The organism is Skermanella aerolata KACC 11604 (assembly GCF_000936425.1).
Lineage (GTDB): Bacteria > Pseudomonadota > Alphaproteobacteria > Azospirillales > Azospirillaceae > Skermanella > Skermanella aerolata.
The window spans coordinates 51,097-72,671 of record NZ_AVFK01000035.1 but is presented as its reverse complement, the minus strand read 5'-3'; the positions used below and the strand labels follow the sequence as shown (position 1 = coordinate 72,671).

At 64.1% G+C, this 21,575-nt stretch carries 20 protein-coding genes; 14 read left to right on the top strand and 6 right to left on the bottom strand.

From position 1 onward, the window contains the following. Positions 1–383 precede the first annotated feature (383 nt). A complete protein-coding gene (locus N826_RS29825) occupies positions 384–590 on the top strand; it encodes a DUF6898 family protein (protein WP_044434936.1) in 207 nt (68 codons plus the stop codon). 216 nt (positions 591–806) lie between these two features. On the opposite strand, the gene N826_RS29820 is transcribed toward N826_RS29825, so the two are convergent. Beyond that, entirely contained in the window at positions 807–1,250 is a 444-nt protein-coding gene (locus N826_RS29820) for a Ros/MucR family transcriptional regulator (RefSeq protein ID WP_044434935.1), read from the bottom strand. Between the two features lie 564 nt (positions 1,251–1,814). On the opposite strand from N826_RS29820, the gene rpiB reads away from it, so the two are divergent. The 4 genes from rpiB to ribD all read left to right on the top strand — a co-directional run bounded on the left by rpiB (position 1,815) and on the right by ribD (position 5,366). Next, complete coding sequence (gene rpiB / locus N826_RS29815) at positions 1,815–2,249, top strand: ribose 5-phosphate isomerase B (protein ID WP_044434933.1); 435 nt, start codon at positions 1,815–1,817, stop codon at positions 2,247–2,249. Between the two features lie 164 nt (positions 2,250–2,413). Then, positions 2,414–3,730: a serine hydroxymethyltransferase gene (gene glyA / locus N826_RS29810; RefSeq protein WP_044434931.1), complete on the top strand. Its 1,317-nt coding sequence runs from the start codon at positions 2,414–2,416 to the stop codon at positions 3,728–3,730. A 14-nt stretch (positions 3,731–3,744) separates the two neighbouring features. Beyond that, on the top strand, positions 3,745–4,203 hold the full coding sequence (gene nrdR / locus N826_RS29805; protein ID WP_044434929.1) for a transcriptional regulator NrdR: 459 nt from the start codon (positions 3,745–3,747) through the stop codon (positions 4,201–4,203). An 89-nt stretch (positions 4,204–4,292) separates the two neighbouring features. Beyond that, positions 4,293–5,366, top strand: coding sequence for a bifunctional diaminohydroxyphosphoribosylaminopyrimidine deaminase/5-amino-6-(5-phosphoribosylamino)uracil reductase RibD (gene ribD, locus N826_RS29800; RefSeq protein ID WP_044434928.1), 1,074 nt, complete (start codon positions 4,293–4,295; stop codon positions 5,364–5,366). A gap of 192 nt (positions 5,367–5,558) precedes the next feature. Here ribD and N826_RS29795 read toward each other — a convergent pair whose 3' ends face one another. From N826_RS29795 to N826_RS29780, 4 genes are all read right to left on the bottom strand, one after another. Further along, positions 5,559–6,554, bottom strand: a complete 996-nt coding sequence (locus N826_RS29795) for an acyltransferase family protein (protein ID WP_044434926.1) — start codon at positions 6,552–6,554, stop codon at positions 5,559–5,561. 348 nt (positions 6,555–6,902) lie between these two features. Next, a complete protein-coding gene (locus N826_RS29790; RefSeq protein ID WP_211099417.1) occupies positions 6,903–7,778 on the bottom strand; it encodes a PCC domain-containing protein in 876 nt (291 codons plus the stop codon). Further along, positions 7,775–9,385, bottom strand: a complete 1,611-nt coding sequence (locus N826_RS29785) for an acyl-CoA synthetase (RefSeq protein WP_084721282.1) — start codon at positions 9,383–9,385, stop codon at positions 7,775–7,777. Before N826_RS29785 ends, N826_RS29790 begins: the two co-directional genes overlap by 4 nt. Next, positions 9,382–10,554 carry an acetyl-CoA acetyltransferase gene (locus N826_RS29780; RefSeq protein ID WP_044434925.1) on the bottom strand — a complete coding sequence of 391 codons (1,173 nt, stop codon included), beginning with the start codon at positions 10,552–10,554 and terminating at the stop codon, positions 9,382–9,384. The genes N826_RS29785 and N826_RS29780 overlap by 4 nt, the downstream gene beginning before the upstream one ends. Before the next feature lie 210 nt (positions 10,555–10,764). Here N826_RS29780 and N826_RS29775 point away from each other — a divergent pair, with 210 nt between their 5' ends. After that, on the top strand, positions 10,765–10,977 hold the full coding sequence (locus tag N826_RS29775) for a hypothetical protein (RefSeq protein WP_044434923.1): 213 nt from the start codon (positions 10,765–10,767) through the stop codon (positions 10,975–10,977). A gap of 402 nt (positions 10,978–11,379) precedes the next feature. On the opposite strand, the gene N826_RS29770 is transcribed toward N826_RS29775, so the two are convergent. Next, positions 11,380–12,324, bottom strand: a complete 945-nt coding sequence (locus tag N826_RS29770) for a LysR family transcriptional regulator (RefSeq protein ID WP_044434921.1) — start codon at positions 12,322–12,324, stop codon at positions 11,380–11,382. A 163-nt stretch (positions 12,325–12,487) separates the two neighbouring features. Here N826_RS29770 and N826_RS29765 point away from each other — a divergent pair, with 163 nt between their 5' ends. The 8 genes from N826_RS29765 (at position 12,488) to fba (ending at position 21,458) form a co-directional block, all read left to right on the top strand. Then, the gene (locus tag N826_RS29765) at positions 12,488–13,975 is read left to right on the top strand and encodes a ribulose-bisphosphate carboxylase large subunit (RefSeq protein WP_044434920.1); all 1,488 of its coding nucleotides are present in this window, start codon (positions 12,488–12,490) and stop codon (positions 13,973–13,975) included. A 200-nt stretch (positions 13,976–14,175) separates the two neighbouring features. Then, positions 14,176–14,592, top strand: coding sequence for a ribulose bisphosphate carboxylase small subunit (locus N826_RS29760; RefSeq protein ID WP_044434918.1), 417 nt, complete (start codon positions 14,176–14,178; stop codon positions 14,590–14,592). Between the two features lie 20 nt (positions 14,593–14,612). Further along, positions 14,613–15,317 (top strand): ribulose-phosphate 3-epimerase, encoded by a 705-nt coding sequence (gene rpe, locus N826_RS29755; protein ID WP_044434917.1) that lies wholly within the window; start codon positions 14,613–14,615, stop codon positions 15,315–15,317. After that, positions 15,314–16,234, top strand: a complete 921-nt coding sequence (gene cbbX, locus N826_RS29750; protein ID WP_044434915.1) for a CbbX protein — start codon at positions 15,314–15,316, stop codon at positions 16,232–16,234. The genes rpe and cbbX overlap by 4 nt, the downstream gene beginning before the upstream one ends. A gap of 87 nt (positions 16,235–16,321) precedes the next feature. After that, positions 16,322–17,416: a class 1 fructose-bisphosphatase gene (locus tag N826_RS29745; protein ID WP_044434914.1), complete on the top strand. Its 1,095-nt coding sequence runs from the start codon at positions 16,322–16,324 to the stop codon at positions 17,414–17,416. A gap of 3 nt (positions 17,417–17,419) precedes the next feature. Further along, a complete protein-coding gene (locus N826_RS29740) occupies positions 17,420–18,295 on the top strand; it encodes a phosphoribulokinase (RefSeq protein ID WP_044434912.1) in 876 nt (291 codons plus the stop codon). A 43-nt stretch (positions 18,296–18,338) separates the two neighbouring features. Continuing rightward, entirely contained in the window at positions 18,339–20,369 is a 2,031-nt protein-coding gene (gene tkt / locus N826_RS29735; protein ID WP_345769886.1) for a transketolase, read from the top strand. A 42-nt stretch (positions 20,370–20,411) separates the two neighbouring features. After that, positions 20,412–21,458, top strand: a complete 1,047-nt coding sequence (gene fba, locus N826_RS29730) for a class II fructose-bisphosphate aldolase (protein ID WP_044434910.1) — start codon at positions 20,412–20,414, stop codon at positions 21,456–21,458. Positions 21,459–21,575 lie beyond the last annotated feature (117 nt).

Below are 21,575 nucleotides of genomic sequence, written 5' to 3'. Positions count from 1 at the left end.
TCAGCTTGTCCTGGGCATAGGCGCGGGCGCTGTCGCGCACCATGCGCTCGTCCTCGGTAAGCTGGTCTTCAAGCAGCAGCGGATCTTCCCACTGGAAGCGGGCGGCGGCCCCTTTGCTGCCGGTTTCCCCGGCCATCTCCCCAGCAGTCTCGATCGGGCTTGCGGTCATTACTGTGTTCTCCGACTTTTCATTCTTATGGCCGCCGACGAGCGGCGGCCTTGGCGTCATTCCCGGGACCGCCGGCGAAGGGCGACCTCGATGAGCAATTTACCGAATTGAAAGGCTCTCGGCACTATTCACCATAGGACAACATGCGTGCCACCGCCATGGCACGGCATGACCGGGTCACCCAGTCCGAAACTATAAAAGAACAGGAGATCACATGACCAAACCGCCGGACCGCGAGGTCCTGCTGGAATTTCAGCGAGTCGGTACGTACATGAAGGCGACTGCCATGGATGCGGCGACATTGACCGAAGTCAGCGTGGTCGGTCCGCTCAACCATAGTCAGGAAATGCTGAAACGGACCGTCCTGGCGAAGCTGAACTATGTACTGGCCAAAAAGGCGGGAACGTCGCCCCAGCGCTGAACGGCGGACGGACCGGCACGTCGAGTTTGCCGCCGCATCCGCCGTGTTCGGAAGTATTCAGATAACCGGATTCGTAATTCCGGGCAGACGAGCAGGTTCGGAAACCTGCCCCATCTGCCCGTCAGGCAAATAAAATGCGACTTGCCGGTAAACCGGTCCGCGCCTTCGTTCGCGCGGCGGCGATGCCATCAGGCAACCGCCGGAGTGCTCGAAGACTCAGGAAGCGCGGCGCCGCGTCTGACGACCGGAGGAGCGGCCGAGGCCGATCTTCTTCGCGAACTCGGAACGCTGAGCCGCGTAGTTAGGAGCAACCATCGGGTAATCCGGCGGCAGGTTCCACTTCGTACGGTATTCGTCGGGAGTCATGCCGTAAGTCGAGCGGAGATGCCGCTTCAGCATCTTCAGCTTCTTACCGTCTTCCAGGCAAACGATGTATTCCGGAGTCACGGACTTGCGGATCGGCACGGCCGGCTTCTGCGGCTCGGCCTGAACCTCGCGCGGCTGGCCGTTCAAACCAGTCAGCGAGGTGAAAACGGTATTGATGACTTCGGGGATTTGGGTCGCCGGAAGCACATTCTTGCTGACGTAAGCGGATACTATCTCCGCAGTCATCCGTAGAATGGCCCCATCAGGCCCATCGTGTTCTAGCTGGTCACTCATGCCCAGTATCCTGGTTATTCATTGTGTTCGATGCACTGAAGTCGCACATGGGGATTTAAGTGTCAATAAAATTTCGGCAAGAGGTTCAAAGGTTATTTTGAATCGGACACGGTTTTCATCCGCACGGCAAGATTGGGAACCGCTAGTTCGTGCGCCTCATGATCCAGCGCTGAGGATTAAAGGTATTTTAGTCGTAGCGTGAAGGCATTCCGCCTCGGTTATCGCACCGCCACTTGCACACAAATGCGGCCGGTCCAACGACAACAGAGTTTTTGCTTAAGAAAAGCCTGAGCGACGGATGCATGGCCGCCCAGCGGAAGACGCATGGCTCAACTCGGGCGTGCGTCGCATGCAAAGCTGCCCGGCGTAGGTGATTTTAGCGATTCTTTCATGGCGCGCCGATATCTGGTAGGCTGACGGCGGCGGATACCCTAAAGGCGTGCTTCGGAGCGTCTCCGTCGAGGATCCGGGCGGGCATAGCTGCGGGCAGGATCCAGGGGTTCGGGTTCGGGCGGTGGCGTCGGGTTCAATGGCTGGGCCGCCGCAACAAGGTGTGGAAGAGTCATGTCTGGACAGAAAATCGTTATCGCGTCGGATCATGCCGGCTTCGACTTCAAGGCTTCCTTAAAGGACACGTTGGCCGGCCAAGGATACGAGGTAATCGACCTCGGCACCAACGGCCCGGAATCGGTCGACTATCCGGACTACGCGGCAGCCCTCGCGGGCGCCATCCGGGAAGGCCGGGCCGAACGCGGCGTCCTGATCTGCGGCACCGGCATCGGCATCAGCATCGCCGCCAACCGGCATCCGGGCATCCGTGCGGCATTGTGCCACGACACTACGGGCGCGCGGCTCTCCCGCCAGCACAACGACGCCAATGTCCTGGTGCTTGGCGCCCGTGTGACGGGGATCGAGACCGCACAGGACTGCCTCGCCGCCTTCCTGGCCACACCGTTCGAAGGCGGGCGCCACAGCCGCCGCGTTGACAAGATGGGCTGAAGAGCCAATCAGTCTTAAAGACAGCCGATTTTCCAGGCCGCCGGTATCGGATTTCGCCGGCACCGCACCGTTCAGGGCTTCGGGCATCGATCGCGGGACGCCGACGGAGCGGTCCCGGCAGTCGGGGCCCGGGGCGGTTACACCAAGTTCAAGGAACCCTTTCCATGTCGTCACTCCCCCAATCCACCGGTTCCGACACCCTTTACGGCCGTTTCTTCGGCGCGTCCCTGGCCGAGAGCGACCCCGACCTGGCCCGCGCGATCGGTGAGGAACTGGCGCGCCAGCAGGACCAGATCGAACTGATCGCCTCCGAGAACATCGTCTCGGCGGCGGTGCTGGAAGCCCAGGGCTCGGTGCTGACCAACAAATACGCCGAAGGCTATCCTGGCCGCCGGTACTATGGCGGCTGCGAGTTCGTCGATGTCGCCGAACAGCTGGCGATCGACCGCGCCAAGGCGCTGTTCGACTGCGCCTTCGTCAACGTGCAGCCCCACTCGGGCGCGCAGGCGAACCAGGCCGTCTTCATGGCGCTGCTCCAGCCGGGCGACACGATCCTCGGCATGTCGCTGGACGCCGGCGGCCACCTGACCCACGGCGCCGCCGCCAACCAGTCCGGCAAGTGGTTCAACGCCATCCAGTACGGCGTCCGCCGCGACAACGCGCTGATCGACTTCGATCAGGTCGAGGCTCTCGCCCGCGAGCATAAGCCCAAGCTGATCATCGCCGGCGGCTCGGCCTATCCGCGCACCATCGACTTCGCCCGCTTCCGCAAGATCGCGGACGAGGTCGGCGCGTACTTCATGGTCGACATGGCGCACTTCGCCGGACTGGTCGCCGGCGGCGTCTACCCGTCGCCTCTGCCGCACGCCCATGTCGTGACGACCACGACCCACAAGACGCTGCGCGGTCCGCGCGGCGGCATGATCTTGTCGAACGATGCGGATCTCGGCAAGAAGATCAATTCGGCCGTCTTCCCCGGTCTTCAGGGCGGTCCGCTGATGCATGTGATCGCCGCTAAAGCCGTGGCCTTCGGCGAGGCGCTGCGTCCGGAGTTCAAGACCTATGCCCAGGCGGTCGTCGACAACGCCCGCGCGCTGGCGGCGCGCTTGATCGAGGGCGGCGTGGATATCGTGTCGGGCGGGACCGACAGCCATGTCGTCCTGGTCGACCTTCGGCCGAAGAACCTGACAGGCAAGGCGACCGAAGGGTCGCTGGAGCGCGCCGGCATGACCTGCAACAAGAACGGCGTGCCGTTCGATCCGCAGAAGCCGATGGTGACGTCCGGCGTCCGGCTGGGATCGCCGGCGGCGACCACGCGCGGCTTCGGCGTCGCGGAGTTCACGCTGGTCGGCGAGCTGATCTCCGAAGTGCTGGACGGCTTGGCCGCCAGCAACTCGGGCGACAACACCGCCGTGGAAGCCCAGGTCAAGGAGCGCGTCCAGGCGCTTTGCCGGCGCTTCCCGATCTACCCGAACCTGTGAGGCGATAGAACCAGATGCGCTGCCCGTTCTGCGGACATGACGATACCCAGGTGAAGGACAGCCGGCCGACCGAGGACAACTCGGCGATCCGCCGGCGGCGTTTCTGTCCCGGCTGCGGCGCGCGCTTCACCACCTTCGAGAGGGTGCAGTTGCGCGAACTGACGGTGATCAAGAGCGCCGGGCAGCGCGAGCCCTTCGACCGCGACAAGCTGCTGCGCTCCATGCGCATCGCCTTGCGCAAGCGGCCGATCGATGCCGACCGCATCGACCGGCTGGTCAACAGCCTGGTCCGGCAGCTCGAATCCTCGGGCGAGAGCGAGATTCCGTCGAGCCAGATCGGCGAGATGGTGATGAACGCCCTGTTCAACCTGGACCAGGTCGCCTATGTCCGTTATGCGTCCGTCTACAAGGACTTCAGGGAAGCCTCGGACTTCAACGAGTTCGTCGGCTCCCTCAAGCCCGAGATCACCTGACCGTTTCCCGATTCCGACACGTGATTTCTGACCCGATGCCTTCTTCTGCGTCAGCGCCCTCTCCTTTCAGCCCGGCCGATACCGGATTCATGCGGTCGGCCATAGCGCTGGCGCGTCGCGGACTCGGGACCGTCGCTCCCAACCCCGCCGTCGGCTGCGTCATCGTCAAGGACGGGACCGTGGTCGGGCGCGGCTGGACCCAGCCGGGCGGACGCCCGCATGGGGAGACGGAGGCACTGCGCCGGGCCGGCGCCGCGGCGCAGGGCGCGACCGCCTATGTCTCGCTTGAGCCGTGCAACCATTGGGGCAAGACCCCGCCCTGCACGGAAGCCCTGATGGAGGCCCGCATCGGCCGCGTCGTGGTCGCCTGCGAGGACCCGGACCCCCGCGTCTCGGGCTCTGGCATCAAGCGCCTGCGCGACGCCGGCATCCAGGTCGATGTCGGCCTGTGCGCCGACGAGGCGACCGAGTTGAACGAGGGCTTCTTCCACCGCATCCGAGACGGCCGTCCGCTGGTGACGCTGAAGCTGGCGACGTCGCTGGACGGACGGATAGCGCTCCGCACCGGCGAAAGCCAGTGGATCACCGGGCCGACGGCACGGTCCTGGGGTCATGGGCTGCGGGCACGCTACGACGCCATCATGGTCGGGCTGAACACTGCCCTGGCCGACGATCCCGAACTGACGTGCCGGCTGCCGGGGCTGGCCGGACGCTCGCCGTTGCGCGTCGTCGTGGACAGCAGGCTGCGCCTGCCTCTGACGTCCAAGCTGGTGCGCGGCGCCAGCACCACGCCGACGCTGGTGTTCACGCTCCAGAACGTCGACCCGATGCGCGCCCGCGCCTTCACCGACTGCGGCGTCGAGGTCGTGACCCTGGCGCCCGACGCCAGCGGCGTGCTGGACGTTTCGGATACCTTAAAGGCCCTGGCCGCGCGGGGCATCACCCGCCTGCTGGTCGAGGGCGGCGCCCGGCTGAGCGCATCGCTGATGCAGCAGCGTCTGGTGGACCGGCTGGAATGGTTCCGGGCCCCCCGTATGATCGGCGGCGACGGGCTGCCCGCCGTGGTCGGCTTCGGCGTCGACCTGCTGGAGGACACGGCAGACTTCATCCGCGTCGGCGTCCGCCGCGCCGGCGACGACGTGATGGAGAGTTACCGGCGGTAAGAGGCCAGAAAACCTGCTATTCTTCCCCGCCATCTTCGCTCTTTGCCGGAGGATCGACGCGTGACCAGTCTGTATGAAGCTGATTTCGCGAGCTGGATCGACAGCTAGGTGCGCGCTATCCGCAAGGCGGTGCAGTCCGGGACCAAACCTGGCCGGTGAACTGACACGGCACTACCGGCTGACTTGATGGCTTCACGCCGCCCCCAGCAGCGCGGTCCGGGTCCAGGGGTTCACGGAGGCCAGCCGCTGAAGCACCATGGGGCCGATGCAGCCTCCCGCCACCGCCAGTACGAAGATCTGCCAGTCCTCGGCGCCAAGCCGCATCAGCACGATCCGGCAGGCGGCCTGGAAGAACATGTGGTGGAGGAAGATGGCGTAGGAGTGCTTGCCGATGGTCCGGAACAGGGATGCCTTGGGCATGAACCTGACCAGCACCAACGACGCCGTGGTGCCGCACAGCAGGCCCAGGATGCTGGTACGTCCGATATCCACGGTGATCAGGTCCCACAGCGCCGCCTGATGGATCAGCGTTGCGGCTACTAGCACGACGACGACGGCCAGCCTGATTGGAGCGGCGGAAAGCGTATCGTGGAACCGGGTGAAGGCGACTCCCAGCAGGAAATACGGCAACAGGTAGGCCGCCTGGCTGATCGAGAAGATATCGACTTCCGGCTCCAGGGTGTTCGCGACCGTGAGGTTGAGCACCACCGCCACGGCCGACAGGCCGGTGAACACGACGGGGCGGAACAGCCAGCCCACTGCATCCAGGGTACCGACCACGAAGAAGATCAGCAGCAGCGCCTGGAGGTACCAGTAATGCTGATAGGGAAGGACGGGGATGGTCAGGAACTCGTACCAGTCCGGCGTCGCCGTCGTCCCTGGAGTGATGGCCTGGAGGATGAAGAAGAGCGGCGCCACGACCAGCAAGGGGACGCCGAGCCGGCGAAGCTTTTTGTTGAAAAAGTCAGGAAGGTGCTCGTGCCGCGCGGGCCTGAACGCGTAGACGAGACCTGAGATGAAGGTGAACAGCGGCATCCGGACGAATGACCAGCTCTCGGCCGCGTACCGGAACAGCGAGCCTTCCTCAAGGCGCATGCCGACTTCGGGGTTGTGGCCGATCACATGGAGCGAGACGAGCAGGATGCAGGCAAAGCCGCGCAGCTCATCGATATTGTATCGTTCTCGCATCACCAATTCCCTTCAAATACGGCGCAATATCTTTCCAATGATCATCGGTTCTCTTTGATGAATTTATAGACTGTTTGCTCTGTTTCAGAGCACAGAACTCTCCGGCACTCAAAGCGTGTATGATTTCCTTTATGACGGCATCAACGAAATACGGTTATTTTGCGATGCAAAAGACTCCGGCCATTTGGTATCGACCAGCTGAAAATTAGGATAGAGAATGTCAGTTCTACAGTGTCAATGCCGTGACACCGATGAGCCTTATGGGCACAAAAAAATCCCCTGGCGTGTAGGGGATCGGCAAGCGGGCGATGGTGCAATGCGGAAAATGCCGTGAGGCGTCAGGCCCGTTCAGGCGGAACCGGCAAGTGCCTCGATGACGACTTCGAGCGTCATGAGGATTGGGTTGGCTCCGCGCGTCAGGAGCCCTTCGGCCAGATTACCCCGGTGATCGACGAGCGCAACGTCGAGCGCTGCCTCGAGCGCGCCATCGGTGCCGGACGATATCGAGCCGGAGCGAATGAACATCTCGGTGGCAAAACTGTCCACAACGCTGCCGTTCTCGAACACCGCTCCGATGGTGCTGGCGACCCCACCGCGCAGAGCGGCGGAAACGATGCCCCGGCTGCGGCAGAAGTCTTCAAGCGCGCCGCAGATGTCCTGGTTCGGCCGGAAACGCGCTGCGAAGAACCGGCCGGAGGAAGCGCCGGCGCCGGAAACCGGGCCGAAAAGGGTAAAGTTGGTTTCCGGGTCTGGTTGCGCCTCGAACGCCATGCCGTCCAGCACCCAGGCGCGTGCCCGAACCGGTTCGGCGATGACGGTCTGGTCCGGGATGACGTGACCGCCCCGCCGGATGCCGTCGGCGCCGGTCCAGACGCCGTGGCAATGCAGGAAGGCGATGCCGTCGCGCCGGCCGAAGGTCACTGCGGCGTCCTCCAGGCGGCTGATGCCGACGGGACGGTGGAACTCGCTGTAGTAGGCGGCGTGTTCGGGTGTCGGCGCCGGGGCCGGCACGACATAGGTGAAGGGGCCGAAGGCGCCGCCTTTCAGCGTCAAGACGGCGCTTTCTCCGCCGGCTTCGGCAAGCGGTCGGCGGATCGCCTCGATGAAGTTCAGCCTCGGCTCCAGGGTGAACTCCAGCAGCCGGGCATTGCCGGCGACCCACTGCACGCGCTCCGACGGTGCGGGTCCGGGCTGAAGGACCCTGCGATCCGGGTCGATCATCATGCGGAGGCTCCGGTGGCGGGCTTCAGCAGGCCACGGGCTTCCAGCTCGTCGCGGACGAGACGCTTCGGCACCTTGCCGTAACCGGACTTCGGCAGAGCGTCCCAGAAGAACACCCGCTTGGGCACCTTGTAGCGGGCGATGTGCTCCGACATCCAGGCGATCAGTTCGGCCTCGTCCAGGTTAGCACCAGGCCGCAGCACGCAGACCGCCACGCCGACCTCGCCCCAGGTTGGATCCGGCACGCCGAGCACCGCGACTTCGGCGATGGCTCCTTGTGTCAGGATCTTCTCCTCGATCTCGCGCGGGTAGATGTTGGAGCCGCCGGAGATGTATTTGTCGGAGGTCCGGCCGGTGATGTAGAGGTAGCCTTCGGCATCCATGTGGCCGACATCGCCGGTCAGGAACCAGCCGTCGCGAAACGCCTTGGCGTTGGCTTCGGGGTTCTGGTAATAGCCGGCGAAGACGGCGGGGCCGATGACGCAGATCTCGCCCGTCTCGCCCGCCGGGAGTTCGCGGCCTTCGATGTCCTGGATCGAGATCTGCATGCCGGTGCGCTCGAACCCGCAGGTGCCGAGCCTTGCTTCGGGACCGTCCTCGATATGGTGGTTGCGGGTCGGCAGGACGGTGATGTTGCCGGTCACTTCGCCCAGGCCGAAATACTGGACCAGCACGGGACCCAGCTTCGCCAGCGCCACCTTCTGGTCGGCGCGGTACATGGGAGCGCCGGCATAGATCACGTAGCGGAGCGACGAGTGGTCGTATCTGTCCACGGCGGGATGCTCGACCAGCATCTTCAGGATGGTCGGCACGGTGAACAGGTTCGTCACCCGATGGCGTTCGATCAGGCGAAAGGCCTCGTCCACGTCGAAGCGGTCGGTCGGCAGCAGGATCGTCGGCGCTCCGCGCGCCACGACGTTGAGCTGGTGGATGCCGGCCCCGTGCGACAGGGGAGCCACCACCAGGGAGGCGTCCTCCTCCGTCGTCGCCGGGACGAGGTCGCACAGGTGGTTGTTGACGACGAACGCCATCTGCCCATGCGTCAGCACGGCCGCCTTGGAGCGTCCCGTCGTGCCGGAGGTGAAGAAGAACCAGCAGGGATCGTCGTGCTCGACCGCCACTGCGGACGCTTGGGCGCCCTTGTGGGCTTCGATCAGGGTGTCGATATCGGCATTGCCGAAACCGGCCGCCCCGCCGCCAAGGCTGATGACGTCGATGTCCGATGTTGCTTTCCGAACGGTGGCGGCATGGTCCGGGAAATCGGCGTGACACAGGAAAATCTTGGCGCCGGAATCCTGGGCGAGAGTCGCGACCTCGTCCGGCAGCAGGCGGAAATTGGTCGGGACCCAGACGGCGCCAAGCCGGAACGCGGCGAACATGGACTCGAACATCTCGTTGCAGTTCTTCGAATGCACGAGGATGCGATCGCCCTTGGCGGCGCCCCTGGCGGCCAGCGCCGCCGCCATGGCGGTGACGCGGGCCTCCATCTCCGCCCATGTCCAGATCCGCTCGCCCCAGATCAGGCCCGGATGGTTGGGAAGACGGCGGGCGTTGCGGGTCAGGAAATGCGACAGGTTCATGACCCGCCGGGTGACAGGCAGCCCGTTCACTTGACGCGCTCCAGGATGGAGACGTAGTTGGCGACGGCGGCGCCGCCCATGTTGAAGACGCCCGCAAGCTGGGAGTTGGGGATCTGCATGCCGCCGGCTTCGTTCATGAGCTGGAGGGCGGCCATGACGTGCATCGAAACGCCGGTGGCACCGATCGGATGCCCTTTGGCCTTCAGGCCGCCGGAAGGATTGACCGGCAGGCGGCCGTTCTTCTCGGTAATGCCCTCGGCGGCCACTTTCCAGCCCTGACCGGGTTCGGCAAGGCCCATGGCCTCGTACTCGATCATCTCGGCGATGGTGAAGCAGTCATGGGTCTCGACCAGATCGAGATCGTCGAGCGTGACGCCGGCATCTTCGCGGGCCTTGGCCCAAGCACGGCGGGCGCCTTCGAACGCGGTCGGGTCGCGGCGCGACAGCGGCAGGATGTCGTTGACCTGCCGGCGGGCACGGAAACCGATCGCGCGCTGGAGCGTCGCGGCGGTTTCGGCATCGGCGATCACCAGTGCTGCGGCGCCATCCGACACCAGCGAGCAGTCGGTGCGGCGGAGGGGACCTGCGACCAGCGGGTTCTTGTTGGACGGCGTGTTGCAGAAGTCGAAGCCGAGGTCCTTCCGCATCTGGGCATAGGGGTTCTCGACGCCGTTGCGGTGGTTCTTGGCGGCGATTCGGGCTAGTTCGGCACTGTGGTCGCCGTAGCGCTGGAAATAGTTCTGCGCGATGCGCCCGAAAATGCCGGCGAAGCCGCCTTCGACCTCCGCCTCCTCGTTGCGGTAGCATGCGGTCAGCAGGATGTCGGAGACGGCAGGGATCGGCAGCGCCGTCATCTTCTCCGCCCCGACGACAAGGGCGATGCGGCCCCGGCCGCATTCGACGAAATCAAGTGCGGCATGGATGGCGGCCGAGCCCGTGGCGCAGGCGTTCTCGACATGGACGGACGGCGTGTAGCCGAGGGCGGGCAGCCCTGTCGCGACCAGCGCCCCTTCGAACCCCTGGCGCGAGAACCCGTTGTTGTAGACGCCGACGGTGATTGCATCGACATCGGCGGCATCGACGCCGGCATGATCGAGCGCCGCCCCCGCGACCTCAGCGATCAGGCTTTCGACATCGGGAGCCTCGGATTTCCCGAACGCGGTGTGAGCCCAGCCCACGATGGCGGCTGATTTCCGCATGGTGTCATTCCCTCCGGCTTGCTTTTCTTTGGCGGACGGGAGGGTTTCGACCCCCGGTCCGCATCATCGGTTTGTGTCGTAACATGCTGTTAGAAATTGACCAAATCGAAATACTCAACTAACTCGGCGCTTAAATATACAATCTGCTAAAATGCTTCTTCATTCGCAATCTGTGAACCTTTATGCTGACACCTGAGAAAAAAGTAGATCATGCCCAATCTTGCTTTGATAGCAAACGATCATATAGAGCGTGCCAAATCGGTCAAGCGCATGAACGGCCCACTCTACAGCGGTGAGACAATCAACCTCGATAGCGGCATTCGCATGCCAGAAGATTTGGAGGAGTTAGTGTCCCAGGAGCCGTTCATTCCGGATAATCTCGAAGTTGTTGGAAATCTTCTTGAGAGAATTATCGCTGAGTGAGCATTGGTGCTCTTTAAAGTGAACTTTTATCTTCTCGCACTCTCATTAAGCCGTGGCTTCTCGCGATCGTTCGTGCCTCCGCGAAAACCTCGTCAACGCTACGCGGACTGATGCCGCTGGCTTCAGCCTCGTCGATCATCGCCCGTAAGGCATTGAGATGGTCTTTTCGCGTTCTAGCCTCACAAATCACATAAGTCATCGCCTTCAGCCTTCGTAGCAATTGCCTGTTTGTTTTCTAGACAGGAACACGGATGGACACAGATTTCCCACGGATAAACACGGATAGCGATGACAGATCCTGCTTCACGGCAGGCATGGGCGCAATTCAGTTCCGTGTCCATCCGTGTTCATTCCGGTTGTTGAGCATGAATTCCCTCAAACAACTTCCTCTTCGCTAAAAACTCACCGCCGCTCCACGGCGCCGTAGTCGCGCTCTATCCCGTCGATCAGCGACTTGCCCTCCGCCAGCAAAAACCGCCGCAGTTGGGTGTGGACGGGGAGCAGGGGCATGTGGCGGCGGTTTGCCACGAACCAGGAGCGCATCAGGGGCAGGCCTTCGACCGGCAGGGTGGTCAAAAGACCCATGCGCAGTTCGAGCTGGATGGTGTGACGGGAGATCAGGGCCACGCCCATGCCGGCCATCACGGCTTGCTTGATCGTCTCGTTACTGCTGGAGGTCAGGACGATCCGGGGTGAGAAGCCGCCGCCTTCAAAGAATTTCTCCATCAGGGCGCGGGTGCCGGAGCCGTCTTCGCGGACGATGAAGCGTTCTTCGGACAGGGCTTTCAACGGTATGGAGCCGCCGCCCGCCAAAGGATGGTTCGGAGGTGCGATCAGGACGGAGGGATGGGGTGCGAAGGGTTCGGCGGCAACGTCGGCGTCCGCCGGCGGCTTGCCCATGACGGCGATGTCGATATCGCCCTTCAGGAGGGCCGCGATGATGTCGCGGCGGTTGCCTTCCTGGAGATGGATGGCGATGCGCGGGTAAGTCGCCTGAAAACGGGCCAGCATCAGCGGCATGATGTATTTGGCGGTGCTGACCAGCCCGATCCTGGCATGACCGCCGCTCAGGCCCTTCAGTTCTCGCAGGCGCTCGTCGGCGTCGCTCAGCGCCTTCAGGACGACGGCGGCGTATTCCACCAGGGCGGCGCCGGCCTCCGTCAGGACGACGCGGCGGCCAACCCGCTCGAACAGGGCGAAGCCGCACAGACCTTCGATCTGCTTGATCTGGAACGACACTGCGGCCGGCGTCAGGCCGAGGCGTTCGGCGACGCGGGCGAAGGACAAGGTTTCGGCGGCTTCGACGAAGACCTGAAGCTGCCGGATCGTGGAGTGGCGGAGGGTCATCTCGCACCTGCGATCAGGGGTCGCTTATTCACAAGGGATTCCTTGATGAAATCGTCAAAACTATTGAATTTTCTTTACTGAAAATCGGGATTACCGTCAAGACCAAGTCAATCGTAACAAGCTGGCACACAGTCCAGGCCCGATTGCGGGAGGAAAAAAACCAATGCAGGAAATCGTCGAACGGACCGTCGTAGACAGCGACAAGCAGATCACGGACATGAAGGTCCGGTACAAGTCCGGCGTCCTCAAGTACAAGCAGATGGGTTACTGGGTTCCGGACTACGAGGTCAAGGACACCGACATACTGGCAGCCTTCCGCATTACGCCGCAGGACGGCGTAGACCCGGAAGAAGCCGCCGCTGCCGTCGCTGGCGAGTCCTCGACCGCGACCTGGACCGTCGTGTGGACCGACCGTCTGACCGACTGCGAGAACTACCGGGCCAAGGCCTACCGGGTCGATCCCATCCCCGGTTCCGACAACCAGTACATGGCCTATATCGCCTACGACCTCGACCTGTTCGAGGAAGGCTCGATCGCCAACCTGACCGCCTCGATCATCGGCAACGTCTTCGGCTTCAAGCCCTTGAAGGCGCTTCGCCTGGAAGACATGCGCATCCCGACCGCATACCTGAAGACGTTCCAGGGCCCGGCGACCGGCATCATCGCGGAGCGTGAACGGCTGAACTGCTACGGCCGCCCGCTGCTGGGCGCCACCATGAAGCCGAAGCTGGGCCTGTCCGGCCGCAACTACGGCCGCGTCGTCTACGAGGCGCTGAAAGGCGGGCTCGACTTTACCAAGGACGACGAGAACATCAATTCCCAGCCCTTCATGCACTGGCGCGACCGGTACCTCTACTGCATGGAGGGCGTCAACAAGGCGATGGCCGAGACCGGCGAGATCAAGGGCACCTACCTGAACGTCACCGCTGCTACCATGGAAGACATGTACGAGCGGGCGGAGTTCGCCAAGCAGCTCGGCAGCGTCATCATCATGATCGACCTCGTGATCGGCTACACCGCCATCCAGTCGATGGCGAAGTGGGCGCGCAGGAACGACATGATTCTGCACCTGCACCGCGCTGGTCATTCGACTTACACGCGGCAGAAGTCGCACGGTGTATCGTTCCGCGTCATCGCCAAGTGGATGCGGATGGCCGGCGTCGATCACATCCATGCCGGCACCGTTGTCGGCAAGCTGGAAGGCGATCCCAACGTCATCCGGGGCATCTACGACACCTGCCGCGAAGTCAACGTCCCGCAGAAGCTCGAACACGGCATCCTGTTCGACCAGCCCTGGGCCGGACTGAAGAAGATGATGCCGGTCGCGTCGGGCGGCATCCATGCCGGTCAGATGCACCAGTTGCTGACTTACCTGGGCGACGACGTGGTGCTTCAGTTCGGCGGCGGCACGATTGGCCATCCCGGCGGCATCCAGGCCGGAGCCGTCGCCAACCGGGTAGCGCTGGAATGCATGGTCAAGGCCCGCAACGAGGGCATCGACATTTGGAACGAGGGACCTGACGTCCTGGTCAAGGCGGCCAAGTGGTGCCAGCCGCTGCGCGCGGCGCTCGACACCTGGAAGGACGTGACGTTCGACTACGCCTCGACCGACAGCGTCGATTACGTGCCGACGCCGACCCCGGCGCTCTGATCGCCCTGTTCCGATAACCATACGCAGGATAATGCCGGCTGCTCGATGAAGCGCCGGCGACCGATGCCTTCCCCTGGCCCCCATGCCCTCTCCCGGTTCCCCCCGGAGGGCGATGATCCCCGGTTGTCCTCCCTTGTCCCCTGGGGTCGAGGCAAGGCCGGGGGAAGGCTCCCCTGCCAGAGACCACAAGGATTTTCGCCATGCGCCTGACCCAAGGTCAGTTCTCCTTCCTCCCCGACCTGACGGACGAGGAAATCACCAAGCAGATCACCTACGCGCTCAGCCAGGGCTGGGCCGTCGCGGTCGAATCGACCGACGATCCGCATCCCCGGAATACGTACTGGGACATGTGGGGTCAGCCGATGTTCGACATCGCTGACGCCGCCGGCGTGATGATGGAAGTCAACGCCTGCCGCAAGGCCAACAAGAACAAGTACATCAAGGTTCTGGCGTTCGACAGCAACCGCGGATTCGAGACGATCCGGATGTCCTTCCTGATCAATCGCCCTTCCGCCGAGGACGGCTTCGAGCTGGTGCGAGCCGAAGGTCCGGGCCGTAACGTCAACTACACGATCCGCAGCTACGCGACCGAGAAGCCGACCGGCGCGCGGTATTGAGGCGGGGGACAGGTGACAGCATGACCAGCACGTTCCGGATCGCTCCCAGCATCCTGTCGGCCGATTTCGCCCGGCTGGGCGAAGAGGTCGAGAACGTCATCGCCGCCGGCGCCGACGTGATCCACTTCGACGTGATGGACAACCATTACGTCCCCAACCTGACCATCGGGCCGGTCGTGTGCGAAGCGATCCGGCCCCGGACCAAGGCGCCGATCGACGTCCACCTGATGGTCAAGCCGGTCGATGCGATCGTGCCGATGTTCGCCAAGGCGGGCGCCGACATCATCTCGTTCCACCCGGAAGCGTCGGAGCATATCGACCGCACGCTGTCGCTGATCCGGGATAACGGCTGCAAGGCGGGGCTGGTGTTCAACCCCGCTACCCCGCTCCACTACCTCGACCACGTGATGGACAAGCTGGACCTGATCCTGGTCATGTCGGTCAATCCCGGCTTCGGCGGGCAGAAGTTCATCGGGGAAGCGCTGGTCAAGATCGCCGATATCCGTCAGCGGATCGACCGCCACGTAGCGCGCGGCGGCCAGCCGATCTGGCTGGAGGTCGATGGCGGCGTCAAGGTCGATAACATCCGCGCCATCGCGGAGGCTGGGGCCGACACCTTCGTCGCCGGTTCGGCGATCTTCGGCGCTCGTGGCGCCGACGGCTCCTACCGCGACGTCGTGGCGGCGCTGCGCGGCCAACTAGAACCGCTGCGGAGGGCGGCATGAGCAGCTTATTGACACATCCGCCGGCAACGCAGGCGCCCGAAACGCAACCGGCGAAGACATCGGTCGATCTCGACGAGCTCTACGCCGCGTCGAACATCGGCGAGATCCTGGACCAGCTCGACCGCGAGCTGGTCGGGCTGGTCCCGGTCAAGAGCCGTATCCGCGAGATCGCGGCGCTGCTGCTGATCGATCAGGCGCGCCGCCAGCTTGGCCTATCGACCGATGCGCCGTCGCTGCACATGAGTTTCACCGGCAATCCCGGCACCGGCAAGACGACGGTGGCGCGGCGCATGGCCGGCATCCTGCACCGGCTCGGCTATATCCGGCGTGACCATGTGGTGTCGGTGACCCGCGACGATCTGGTCGGCCAGTATATCGGGCACACAGCACCCAAGACCAAGGAAGCGCTGAAGAAGGCGATGGGCGGCGTGCTGTTCATCGACGAGGCCTACTACCTGTACCGCCCGGAGAACGAGCGCGACTACGGACAGGAGGCGATCGAGATCCTGCTTCAGGTCATGGAGGACCACCGCGCCGATCTGGTCGTGATCCTGGCGGGCTACAAGGACCGGCTGGAAACCTTCTTCTCCAGCAATCCGGGCATGGGATCGCGCATCGCGCACCATGTCGATTTCCCGGATTTCCGGTCGGACGAGCTGCTGAACATCGCCGACACCATGGTCTCGGGCCTGCACTACCGGCTGTCGATTGGGGCGCGTCAGGCGATGCAGGAATACATCGACCTTCGGATGGACCAGCCGCGCTTTGCCAATGCCCGGTCGATCCGCAACGCCCTCGACCGTGCCCGGCTACGTCAGGCCAACCGGCTGTTCGCCCAGGGCGGCGTGCTGAATGCCGACATGCTTCAGACCATCGAGGAAGCCGATATCCGCGCCAGCCGAGTCTTTACCCAGTAAGTGTCCGCCAAGCGAAAAAAGTTACAAAACCCGTTACATAGAAAAGCAAACAATAAAGAATAACAACGAGGACTAGGGAGAGGACCAATGCCGCATCGCAGCATGACGTTCGCGAAGTTCATCATCGAGGACCAGCGCCGGCGCGGCGGTCCGGACACGGAATTGACTGCCCTGCTGAACGATGTGCAGACCGCCTGCAAGCTGATCTCGGTCATGGTCTCGCGCGGATCGCTCCAGCAACACCAGACGGAAACCGGCACCAACGTCCATGACGAGGTGCAGAAGCCGCTCGACCTAGCCGCCAACGAGATCGTGCTCGATACCTGTACCTGGGGCGGCCAGGTCGCCGGCATGGCGTCGGAGGAACTGCCCGAAGTCTTCGTGATCCCGCCGCCGCACCGGAAGGGCCGCTACCTGCTGTCTTTCGACCCGCTGGACGGGTCGTCCAACATCGACGTCAACGTCACGGTCGGTACCATCTTCTCGATCCTGCGGGCACCGGAAGGCGGCGGCGATCCGGTCGAAGCGGACTTCCTGAAGCCGGGTACGGAGCAGGTCGCCGCCGGTTTCGCGCTCTATGGGCCGACATCGATGATCGTGCTGACGCTGGGAGACGGCGTCAACGGCTTCACGCTCGACCCTGAGATCGGCAACTTCATCCTGACCCACCCCGACATGAAGGTGCCGGAGGAATGCGGCGAGTTCGCCGTCAACGTCTCCAACGAGCGGTTCTGGGAGCCGCCTGTCCAGCGCTACGTCGATGAATGCATCCGGGGCAGCACGGGACCACGCGGCAAGGACTTCAACATGCGCTGGATCGCATCGCTGGTGGCGGAGGTCTACCGCATCCTGATCCGGGGCGGCGTCTTCATGTATCCGTGGGATACGCGGGACACCTCGCGCGCCGGGCGTCTCCGCCTTCTGTACGAGGCCAACCCGATGGCGATGATCCTGGAGCAGGCGGGTGGGGTCGCTTCCACCGGGCGCCAGCGCATCCTGGATCTCGTGCCGGAGAAGCTTCACCAGCGCGTACCGCTGATCCTGGGCTCGAAGTCGGAGGTCGAACGGATCGTCCGCTATCACGAGGCCTACGACAAGGGCGAGGACAAGGTCTTCGAAGCGCCGCTTTTCAACACCCGCTCGCTGTTCCGGGTCCCGGCCGGCGCGCATGGAGGAGTGTGATCCATGTCCGTCAAGCATCCCATCGTCGCCATCACCGGATCGTCCGGCGCCGGCACCACGACCGTCCGCCACACCTTCCAGCAGATCTTCCGGCGCGAGCAGATCTCGGCCGCGATCATCGAAGGCGACGCCTATCACCGCTACGACCGAGCCGAGATGCGGACCCGGCTGGCGGAGGCTCAGCAGCAGGGGCTGGCGAGCTTCAGCCATTTCGGCCCCGACGCCAACCTGTTCGAGGAGATTGAAGCGCTCTTCCAGCATTACGGCGAGACGGGGACCGGCACGACCCGCAAGTACCTGCACAACGCGGAGGAAGCGGCACCCTACCAGCAGGAGCCCGGCACCTTTACGCCGTGGGAGCCCCTGCCGGAACCGACCGACTTGCTGTTCTACGAAGGACTGCACGGGGCGGTGAAGACCGGCAACGTCGATGCAGCGCGACATGCTGATTTGCTGATCGGCGTCGTTCCGATCATCAACCTGGAGTGGATACAGAAGCTCCACCGCGACAGGATCTCTCGCGGCCACAGCCAGGAAGCGATCGTCGATACCATCCTGCGCCGGATGCCCGACTACGTGAACTACATCGTCCCGCAGTTCTCGCTGACCGACATCAATTTCCAGCGGGTGCCGACCGTGGACACGTCCAACCCCTTCATCGCCCGCGATATCCCGAGCGCTGATGAGAGCATGCTGATCATCCGCTTCCGCAACCCGCGCGGCATCGACTTTCCGTACCTGCTGTCGATGCTGAAGGACAGCTTCATGTCGCGTCCCAACACCATCGTCTGCCCCGGCGGCAAGATGGCGCTGGCCATGCAGCTCATCATCACGCCGCTGATCTGGCAACTGATGGACCGGAAGAAGAAGGCTCACTGAACCAAGAGATGAGCCGTCTAAAAAAGCGATGGGAGGAAATACGATGATGGATATTCTGGCTCCCGACAACCCTGTGAAACCGACTACCGACCGCCGCACGCTCGCCAATGCCTTGCGGATGCTGGCCGTCGATGCCGTCAACAAGGCCAAGTCCGGCCACCCCGGCATGCCCATGGGCATGGCCGACATCGCCGAGGCGCTGTGGAACCGCCAGCTGCGCCACAACCCCGCCGACCCGCACTGGCCCGACCGCGACCGCTTCGTGCTGTCCAACGGCCATGGATCGATGCTGCTCTACGGGCTGCTTCACCTGACCGGCTACGATCTGCCGCTGGAGGAGCTGAAGAACTTTCGCCAGCTTCACTCCCGCACCCCTGGACATCCGGAATGGGGCATCACGCCGGGCGTCGAGACGACGACCGGGCCGCTGGGCCAGGGCATCTCCAACGCGGTCGGCATGGCGCTGGCCGAACGCCTGCTGGGCGACGAGTTCAATCGGCCAGGGCACACGATCGTCGATCACCGCACCTTCGTCTTCCTCGGCGACGGCTGCCTGATGGAGGGGATCTCTCACGAAGCCTGCTCGCTGGCCGGGACCTTGGGGCTGGAAAAGCTGGTGGCGTTCTACGACGACAACGGCATCTCGATCGACGGCCACGTCCAGGGCTGGTTCACCGACGATACGCCGAAGCGCTTCGAAGCCTATGGCTGGCGGGTGATCCGCGACGTCGACGGCCACGACGCGGCGGCACTGGATGCCGCCATCGCCGAGGCGCTGACGCCGTCGGGCAAGCCGACGCTGGTCTGCTGCAAGACGGTGATCGGCTGGGGCGCTCCGAAGATGGCGGGGACACACGACGTCCACGGCGCTCCCCTCGGTGCCGACGAGACAGCCGCGACCCGGACCGCGCTGAACTGGCCCTACCCCGCCTTCGAGATCCCGGATGAGATCCGGGCAGCCTGGGACGCGCGGAAGCGTGGTGCCGAGGTTCAGGGGGAGTGGCAGGAGCGGTTCGACGCCTATGCTTCGGCGCACCCGGATCTGGCATCCGAGTTCCAGCGCCGGATCGCCGGTAAGCTGCCGGCGGATTTCGCAGAACGCGCCGACGCCTTCATCGCCGACACGGTGAAGGCGGCCAAAACGGTCGCGACGCGCAAGGCTTCGCAACTGGCAATCGAGGCGCTGGCTCCGCTGCTGCCCGAACTGCTGGGCGGCTCCGCCGACCTTACCGGCTCCAACCTGACCAACTGGCCGGCCTGCCGCTCGGTGGCGGGGACAGGAGGCGGCAACTACATCCACTACGGCGTGCGCGAGTTCGGCATGACAGCCATCGTCAACGGAATGGCGCTCCACGGCGGGTTCATCCCGTTCGGCGGTACCTTCCTGGTGTTCTCCGACTATTCGAGGAACGCGCTGCGACTGTCGGCCCTGATGGGCCTCGGTACGATCCAGGTCTTCACCCATGACAGCATCGGCCTGGGAGAGGACGGTCCGACCCACCAGCCGATCGAACATGCGGCCTCGCTCCGCCTGATCCCTGGCATGGATGTCTGGCGGCCTTGCGATGCGCTGGAGACCGCCGTGGCATGGCGGGCCGCCGTCGAACGGCGCAACGGCCCGACCAGCCTGCTGCTGTCGCGCCAGAATCTTCCGCCCCAGGACGGCGGCGGAGGCAGGGCGGCGGAAGCGGCGCGCGGCGGTTACGTGCTGTCGGAGCCAGATGGCGGTCTGCCCGATATCGTGCTGATCGCCACCGGTTCGGAAGTGCCGCTCGCGGTTGCCGCGCGCGACCTGCTCGCCGGCGAGGGAATCCATGCGCGGGTGGTGTCGATGCCGTCCACGACGGTGTTCGACCGCCAGGACGCGGCATATCGCAGGACGGTGCTGGGCACGGATGCACCGAGGATTGCCATCGAGGCCGGGCGGACCGACGGCTGGTGGAAGTATGTCGGCTCCAACGGCGAGGTGATCGGTATCGACCGTTTCGGCGAGTCCGCGCCGGCCGATGCCCTCTACCGCTTCTTCGACCTGACGCCGGAACGTATCGCCAAGGCGGCGCACGCCCTGCTCTGAGATGCCCTGAGACAAGACAACGATAATATACCGGAGGAAACCATGGCTCTCGTTTCGATGCGCCAGTTGCTGGACCACGCCGCCGAACATGGCTACGGCCTGCCGGCCTTCAACATCAACAACATGGAACAGATCCGCGCGATCATGCTGGCGGCGCACGAGTGCGACAGCCCGGTCATCCTCCAGGCGTCAGCCGGCGCCCGGAAATACACCGGCGAGGCCTTCCTGCGCCACATGGTCGAGGCGGCGGTCGAGACGTGGCCGCATATCCCCATCGTCCTGCACCAGGACCACGGCGCCAGCCCGGCGGTGTGCCAGCGCTCGATCCGCTCCGGCTTCACCAGCGTCATGATGGACGGCTCCCTGAAGGAGGACATGAAGACGCCGGCCTCCTACGAGTACAACGTCGCGGTCACCCGCCAAGTGGTCGAGATGGCCCACGCCGTCGGCGTTTCGGTTGAGGGTGAGCTGGGGGTTCTTGGATCACTCGAGACGGGACAGGCGGGCGAGGAGGACGGATCGGGCGCCGAAGGCACCTTCAGCCATGACGATCTGCTGACCAATCCCGATCAGGCGGCGGACTTCGTCGCGGCGACGGGAGTGGACGCGCTCGCCATCGCGATCGGGACAAGTCACGGCGCCTACAAGTTCTCGCGGAAGCCGACCGGCGACATCCTGGCGATCGACCGCATCCGGGAAATCCACGCGCGCCTGCCAAACACCCATCTGGTGATGCACGGCTCGTCCTCGGTCCCCCAGGAGTGGCTGGACATCATCCGCGAGTACGGCGGCGAGATCAAGGAGACCTACGGCGTGCCCGTAGAGGAGATCCAGAACGGCATCCGCTACGGTGTGCGCAAGGTCAACATCGACACCGATATCCGGCTTGCCATGACGGGGGCCGTGCGCCGCCTGCTGGCCCAGAAGCCGGACGAGTTCGACCCCCGCAAGTTCTTCGCGGCGGCGCTGGACGCCGCAAAGGACCTGTGCCGCGACCGGTTCGAGGCGTTCGGCAGCGCCGGTCAGGCCTCCCGGATCAAACCTCTCCCCATGGAGCGCTACGCGGAAGTTTACGCCAAAGCGGCGTAGGCTTCCCCGCCCGCTTCGGCGCTACTCACCGCCGGACGGCGACCTGCCCTTTGGGTTGGAAGCCGGCCGGCGGGCTTTTCCGTTTTAGCCGTTCTCCTCCTTCGCTCGTTCGGCTGC